Origin of the sequence: Thalassotalea sp. G20_0 (assembly GCF_017744175.1) — a bacterium.
In the GTDB taxonomy this organism is placed as follows: domain Bacteria; phylum Pseudomonadota; class Gammaproteobacteria; order Pseudomonadales; family Endozoicomonadaceae; genus Endozoicomonas.
In genome coordinates this window covers 1-2,133 of sequence record NZ_JAGHQV010000159.1, presented here as the reverse complement: position 1 = coordinate 2,133, position 2,133 = coordinate 1, and the positions used below count along the sequence as shown (strand labels likewise).

1 protein-coding gene is annotated in these 2,133 nt (G+C 47.9%); it reads left to right on the top strand.

Annotated features, from left to right (window positions below; translation table 11 throughout):
* The coding region (locus tag J7438_RS25190) for a hypothetical protein (RefSeq protein WP_209278796.1) at nucleotides 1-2,133 on the top strand (2,133 nt) is incomplete at both ends.

Genomic DNA, 2,133 nt, shown 5'->3' with positions numbered 1-2,133 from the left:
CGAGGACGTTAAGGGCAAACCGCTCGACCGGGCACTGGTCACCAATATTTCCTCCATGTGTAATGGCAAAGGCTTACCGAAAGATAAGGACGTGAAGGCCTTCCTGACCCTGCCCTGCTTGAAAGAGAGCTGGCAGGAGGGCAAAGACGAGGACGTTAAGGGCAAACCGCTCGACCGCGCACTGATCACCAATATTTCCTCCATGTGTTCCTCTAAAGGCTTACCGAAAGATAAGGACGTGAAGGCCTTCCTGACCCTGCCCTGCTTGAAAGATGGCTGGCAGGAGGGCAAAGACGAGGACGTTAAGGGCAAACCGCTCGACCGGGCACTGGTCACTAATATTTCCTCCATGTGTCATCGCAAAGGCTTACCGGAAAAGACGAAAGTGCAAGCCTTTATTCAATGGCTACCCGCGGATGAAAAGAAGAGTCTTCTGAAACTTTCCTGCCGCATATTTGCAGGCCTTGGAGTACCCTCAGGAGAAAAACTGACTGATAATGAGAACAAACTCCGCCAATGTCTTAAACAGCAAGGTTACTCTACGGACATTGGAGGCGACAGCAGTGATGAAGAAGATGAACTTTTAGAATCAAGTCAAATGAAAGCACTGGCTCTGTACTTCTCTTCTGCGTCCGCAAAATGGAACATGACAATTGCCGAATTCCAACAATATCTTAATGCCCACAAAAGTCCACGAAATGACAGAGTGGCTGTTCGTGCTGCGCTGAAATCATTGCTGCCGATATTGGCTATCCATGGAGGAACTGGTATCCGGTTCTGGATTGAAAAACATCGTGAAGATCCACGCTGCAATGAAGTACTCACTAAGGCATTATCCATTCCTGCACCACTGGCTTTAACAAAATTTGCACTAACGCAGCTCCCTGAACCTGAAAGGAAGGAATACCTTGAACTGTGCAGAAACCTGAAGCCAGCCCCAACCCCGGCGCAATGGAATGCATTACAGCCACTGCGCCAACAGCTTGGCCTACGATGGGTATTCACGCTATCTAAACGTATGATGCTGGAGATTCTCTGGCGACAGTCCGAAGATAACCGCGCAAAATACGCTGACAGAATGGACGAGCTATTCAGAACTGTGCCTGCAATCTCACAGTGGTACCGACTACACCGGGTACTCAGGCCACAGAAAATGCAGCAATTCATGGATGCCTGTCTTGACTACCAGGCTAAACCTGAAACCGTTCCGGAATTAGCGACTCAGCAACGGTTGTTGGAAGGAATGCTCCTGATAAACCATTATCTACCGGAACACGGGAATATACCGGATCTCTGTTTTTCAAACCGGGTGTCAACTGATGATGAAAGAGGCGTGATTGTTGATGGTGATCACGTCATGTTAGGCCGGGAACGCCTGTGGCACTTTATCACGGCCATACTGTTCGAACTTAAACAAACAGAGTATCAATTCAGGAATCAAAAGCTTACTGTCATGCCAACCGCTGGTGAACCGGTTGTACTCCAAAAACCGGATTTTACCCTCACGGATACCGGCCTTGTTATAAAGAACTGGACATTGGAACAGTTGACCGCCTTTTTCAAGGCCACTGAATTCACAGAACAATGGTATGAAAAGTCTCAGGACAAACGGGAACCCTATGCGATCAGGCTTGAGGCTAAACTGGCCCAAATGAAAGCAAGAACCAAAGAGACCGGGAAAGCCAAGCCTGAAAAAGGAACATTTCTGCTGCCACCTTCTATGATTATCAATATCATCAAATACAACAAACCATTAAAGTCAGTGGTTTGGTCATCTCTGGAACACTATGCCATCAACGGCCAGCTAACCACCAGCTTATGTAAGGCGCTCAGCCCGGTTATCCGAAATGATAATGATGGTGTTGTTCCTGAGTTCGTTAAAAATGCAGTGGCTGAAAGTTTGGTACAGATTGAGGCAACAAAAACACCCGTAGTAACAGCCATCGCTCTGCAACAACCTCCTGCAAGCACGCCCCCCCCCTGGGATCAGGATTCCACCAGGAGCATTCAAGGGCCGAAATTTACCTTTGAAGCGGCAATGGAAGAGCTGGATCGTTTTCCGATATTGGGGAATAGAGAACTTGAACTATTGGAACCCTATCGGAAAGAGATGATACTTCCGCAGTTAATGAG